At 74.7% G+C, this 4,502-nt stretch carries 5 protein-coding genes and 1 pseudogene; 1 reads left to right on the top strand and 5 read right to left on the bottom strand.

Annotation, left to right across the window (positions count from 1 at the left end; genetic code table 11):
• The coding region (locus tag ABZV94_RS40360; RefSeq protein WP_356349883.1) for a hypothetical protein at positions 1-227 on the bottom strand (227 nt) is incomplete at its 3' end.
• 107 nt (positions 228-334) lie between these two features.
• Positions 335-1,345 (bottom strand): annotated as a pseudogene (gene selA / locus ABZV94_RS40355) (L-seryl-tRNA(Sec) selenium transferase); the annotation flags it as partial.
• Between the two features lie 133 nt (positions 1,346-1,478).
• On the opposite strand from selA, the gene ABZV94_RS40350 reads away from it, so the two are divergent.
• A complete protein-coding gene (locus tag ABZV94_RS40350; protein WP_356349881.1) occupies positions 1,479-1,829 on the top strand; it encodes a hypothetical protein in 351 nt (116 codons plus the stop codon).
• Between the two features lie 51 nt (positions 1,830-1,880).
• On the opposite strand, the gene ABZV94_RS40345 is transcribed toward ABZV94_RS40350, so the two are convergent.
• The 3 genes from ABZV94_RS40345 to ABZV94_RS40335 form a co-directional block, all read right to left on the bottom strand.
• On the bottom strand, positions 1,881-2,903 hold the full coding sequence (locus ABZV94_RS40345; RefSeq protein ID WP_356349878.1) for an MASE1 domain-containing protein: 1,023 nt from the start codon (positions 2,901-2,903) through the stop codon (positions 1,881-1,883).
• Positions 2,904-2,980: 77 nt separating this feature from the next.
• Positions 2,981-3,811 carry a PP2C family protein-serine/threonine phosphatase gene (locus tag ABZV94_RS40340; RefSeq protein WP_356349876.1) on the bottom strand — a complete coding sequence of 277 codons (831 nt, stop codon included), beginning with the start codon at positions 3,809-3,811 and terminating at the stop codon, positions 2,981-2,983.
• A gap of 153 nt (positions 3,812-3,964) precedes the next feature.
• Complete coding sequence (locus ABZV94_RS40335) at positions 3,965-4,285, bottom strand: hypothetical protein (protein WP_356349873.1); 321 nt, start codon at positions 4,283-4,285, stop codon at positions 3,965-3,967.
• Positions 4,286-4,502 lie beyond the last annotated feature (217 nt).

Below are 4,502 nucleotides of genomic sequence, written 5' to 3'. Positions count from 1 at the left end.
CCCCCGTCGCGATACCGCGAGCCGGCCTCTCCCCTGAGCGAGCGCGAACTCGCGGAGGACGCGGCATGGCGCGAGTACGCGGAGGACTCGCTCACCCGGGCCCGGGCCAGCGCGGAACAGTGGCGCACCGGACTGGGGCTGCTGGTCACCGTCATGGCCGCCGGGCTCATGCTGGGCGGGCCCGGCAGGATGGCGGACCTGAGCCCCGTCTGGCGCGGTGTCGTCACCGGCGTACTGGGCTTCGGCTTCACCGTGGCGCTCTTCGGCCTGTGGGCCGCGTCGCGCGCGTCCGCGATGGGTGGTTCGGGACCGGTCGACCGGGACCGGATGCGCAGACGCGCAGGGCGCGGGCCAGCGGGTGCCGGGCCAGGGTGCGGACCACGTCCTCCCGGCCGAGCAGCAGTCCGCACTGCGGTCCGCCGAGCAGCTTGTCGCCGCTCGCGGTGACGAGTGCGGCGCCGGCGCGCAGTTGGGTGTCGGCGTCGGGCTCCTCGGGCAGCGCCGGGTGGGGTACGAGCAGCCCGGAGCCGATGTCGACGACGACCGGCACGCCGAGGCCGGTCAGTTCGGCGACCTCGGCGGACCGGGTGAAGCCGGTGATCCGGAAGTTGGAGGGGTGGACCTTCAGCACGAACCCGGTGTCCGGCCCGACGGCGGTGGCGTAGTCGGCGGGGGCCGTGCGGTTGGTCGTACCGACCTCGCGGAGTCGTGCGCCGGTCGAGACGAGCAGGTCGGGCAGGCGGAAGCCGTCGCCGATCTCCACCATCTCGCCCCGGCTGACGACGATCTCCTTGCCGGCCGCGAGGGCGGTGGCGGCGAGGACGAGAGCGGCGGCGCCGTTGTTCACGACGTGCGCGGCGCCGGCGGCCGGTACCGCGGCGCGCAGCGCGGCGAGCGCGGAGCGTCCTCTGCGGGCCCGGACACCGGTCGCCAGGTCGAGTTCGACGTCCGTGCAGCCGGCCGCTTCCTGGACGGCCCGCCGGGCGGCGGCGGACAGCGGGGCCCGGCCGAGGTTGGTGTGCAGCAGCACCCCGGTGGCGTTGAGCACCGGGCGCAGGCCGCTCGCGGTGCCGGGCAGCAGGTCCAGGGCCGCCTGCGGTACCTGTTCCGGGGGGATGCCGCCCGCGCGGGCCCGCTCCTGCGCCTGCCGTACGGCGGCCTTCACCCGGTGCGCGCCGAGCCGCTCCGCCGCCTCGGCGAGCCGGGGGTCGCGCAGGAGGGTGTCGGTGCGCGGGATGCGGCGGCGTGCGTCGGCCGCGTCCCGCTGCCGGGGCGGGTCCGCGGTCACGGGCGCGCCGCGCGTGCCGTCCTCGGCTGTCCTTCCTGGTACCGGCCGCTGTTCCATGCCGCCCCTGTCCTCCCGGTCCGGCCCCGTGCCCGTACGGACTCGGCCCATCGTCTCCCAGTGCCCCCGGCGGGCCGTCCGACACGCCGGAACGGACGTTGGCGGTGGCCGTCGCCCGGGTACCCGGCGCCGCATGAACGAGCACGAGGCCAAGCGACAGGACGAGAACGCGACGGCGGCCGAGCGGGCCGCGCGCCGGCAGCGCGAGGCGGACCGCGAGCGCGCCGGATCCCAGCCGTTCGACTACCCGTATCCGGAGCGCCGGGCGAACGTCCGGGCCCGGCGGCACATCAGTGAGGCGCAGGCCGCCGCGGACACACCGCCGGGGATCCCCGGGGGCTACGGCACGACGGGCGGCGGTCAGCCCGGCGCCACCGGCGCCGCCCATCCGCCGTCCCGCGAGCACCGCGCCACATCGGCGGGGACGCCGGCCGCGGAGCCGGGCAGTGACGACGAGGGGCCGGTGAACCGCTCGGAACCCTGACAGGCGGCAGCGACGAGGGACCACGGACGACGCACGGTGCCCGCGGAGGGTTCAGGGTGCCCCGCTGGGCCACGGGCGGTCGTCGGCGTCGTCGGCGGCTTCGGCCCCCGTGTGCGGCCGGGGCGGCGGCGCCTCGCCCGCGGTGAGGTGTTCCAGTACCTCCACCAGTTCCTGACAGGCCTTCTCGACCGAGTTGCGGGTGTGGCGCTGCTCGATGATCACGGCGGACAGCAGCAGCGCGGTCAGGGCCACTCCGCCGTTGAACGCCTGGAGCTTCACCATGACCTCGATCCGGCTCAGTCCGGCGAACGCGCCGACGCCGTCCGTGGCCGCGACGGTGGCCGCCACCGAGGTCAGCAGCGCGCAGAGCACACTGCCCACGAGCTGGAACCGCAGGGCCGCCCAGATGATGAGCGGGTAGACGAGGAAGAGCAGGCTGAGCGGGCTGTGGGTGGCCAGCGGTACGAGCACGCAGGCCGCGACGGCCAGCGCGGTCGCCTCCTTCCAGCGGCGCAGGGGCAGGGGTCCGCGGGCGCCGTGCAGCAACAGCAGCAGCGGGGTGACGAGCAGGACGCCCATCGCGTCGCCCACCCACCAGGCGAGCCACACGGGCCAGAAGCTGTGCAGGGGCACGCTGCCCGCGAGGGCGAGGACGCCCACGCCGACGGTCGCGCTGATCAGCATGGCGCCCAGCGCGCCCAAGAACACCAGGGCGAGGCCGTCGCGCAGGCGGCTGAGGTCGGTACGGAAGCCGGCCCGGCGCAGCAGCAGCGCCGCGCACAGGGGTGCGGCGGTGTTCCCGAAGAGGATGCCGAGCACGTCGGGTCCGGGCGTGGAGAGGGTCAGGACGGAGAAGAAGGCTCCGAGGGTGATGCCGGGCCAGCAGCGCAGGCCGAGGAGGAGCAGCGCGGCGACGGCGACGCCGGTCGGGGGCCAGACGGGGGTGACGACGGCACCCTCGACGGCCAGCTGGCGCAGCAGGCCGAGCCGGGCCGCCGCGTAGTAGCAGGCGGTCACGGCCAGCAGCTGGACGGCTTGGCCGCCCGGTCGGCGCAGCTTCTCGATACCCACCACAGCAGCAATCTCACACCGAGGGCCGCCGGTCGGCGAGGCGAGGCGGGCGCGGGCCCTGCCCTTGGGCGGCGGAGCGCTCAGGCCAGGGTCGCGGGGCCGTCCAGGCCCACGACGAGAACGGCGGCGTCGTCGTCGTGCCCGACGCTCTCGGCACCCTTGATCACGGCCGCGGCGAGCGCGCGGGGCTCCAGGCCGGCGACGGCGGCGACACCGGCGAGCCGTACGACCTGATCGAGGCCCTCCTCGATGTTCAGCTTCGGCCCCTCCACGACACCGTCGGTGAGCAGGACGAACACCCCGCCGGTGGTGAGCCGGTGCCGGGTGACCGGGAATTCGACGCCAGGTTCGATGCCGAGCGGCGGTCCGCCCTCGTCGTCGACGACGCCGGACTTCCCGTCGGCCGTGGCCCAGACGAACGGGATGTGACCGGCCCGGGCGCTCTCCAGCACCCCGGTGGCCGGGTCGAGCCGCATGAAGGTGCAGGTGGCGAACAGATCACTGCCCAGGGAGAGCAGCAGGTCGTTGGTGCGGGCCAGCAGTTCCCCGGGATCGCCGGTGACCGAGGCGAGCGCCCGCAGTCCGGCCCTGACCTGGCCCATGAAGGCAGCGGCCTCGATGTTGTGGCCCTGCACGTCGCCGATGGACAGCCCGATCCGGCCGTCGGGCATGGTGAAGGCGTCGTACCAGTCGCCGCCCACGTTGAGACCGAGGTTGGCGGGTGTGTACCGCACCGCGAGATGCAGGCCGGGCGCGGTCGGCAGGTCCCGCGGGAGCATGCCGCGCTGGAGGGCGACGGCCAGCTCGACCTGGGTGCGTTGCAGCTCCGCGCGCCGGCGCGCCTGGGCGGTGAGCGAACCGAGTCTGGCCAGCAGCTCGTCGCCTTCGTCCGAGGTGCGCTTGCGGGGCATCGATCACTTCCGGCGGGGCGGGTGGCCCTCGGCGGGCCGGACGCCTGAATGTTCGGAAAACGCCTAGATTTTACCTAAATAGGATGATCGTAGCCCCGGGACGGCCGGCCGGGCCCGGGCTTCGGCCGCCCGATGTCCCGCCGGTGCTCGCGGTCAGCGGACCTCGGAGTCGATACCGGTGATCACCGCGGGCCCGAGCGGTGCGGTCCGCTCGTCCAGCCCCGCCTCCTGGAGCGCGGAGTCCGCGAGCCGGCGGGCCTCCTCCTCGGCGTGCCGGCCTGTGTCCGCCTCCACGGTCAGGCGGAGCGTGAAGGTGTTGTCCTCGTTGACGCTGAGCGCGTCCAGATCCTCGGCGCTGCCCATGCGTGTGCCGTGCGGATCGGCGGGCCGGAGCGCCCTGGCCAGCCGGGTGCGGGTGCCGGCCTCGATCCCGGTGGTGAAGGTGCCGGGGACGCTGATCACGTACGTCGTCATGAGACGGTCCTTTCCTCGGGCGTCCCCCGTCTACCCCGATTCGCCGGCTTCGCACAGCGGACGACGGGGCGCCGCGCCAGGGGATGCGCCCGCGGTCCGCTCACCGCCCGCGGCGAAGCGGAGGGATGCTCTTATGGATGTCAAGCAGCGGTTGTGAGGTGAGTCGGGGCCGCTGCGGTGGCGTTCGTGGTGGTCAGGACGTGGTAGATCTCGCGGG

This window comes from Streptomyces sp. NPDC004658, from assembly GCF_040609555.1.
Lineage (GTDB): Bacteria > Actinomycetota > Actinomycetes > Streptomycetales > Streptomycetaceae > Streptomyces.
Note: the sequence above shows the minus strand (reverse complement) of the source record. Positions and strands in the feature narration are given on the sequence as shown.

Excerpts from the sequence above, each read along its gene's own strand:
- ABZV94_RS40350 (WP_356349881.1), top strand. The coding sequence starts at position 1,479 with ATGAACGAGCACGAGGCCAAGCGACAGGACGAGAACGCGACGGCGGCC.
- ABZV94_RS40340 (WP_356349876.1), bottom strand. The coding sequence starts at position 3,811 with ATGCCCCGCAAGCGCACCTCGGACGAAGGCGACGAGCTGCTGGCCAGA.
- ABZV94_RS40335 (WP_356349873.1), bottom strand. The coding sequence starts at position 4,285 with ATGACGACGTACGTGATCAGCGTCCCCGGCACCTTCACCACCGGGATC.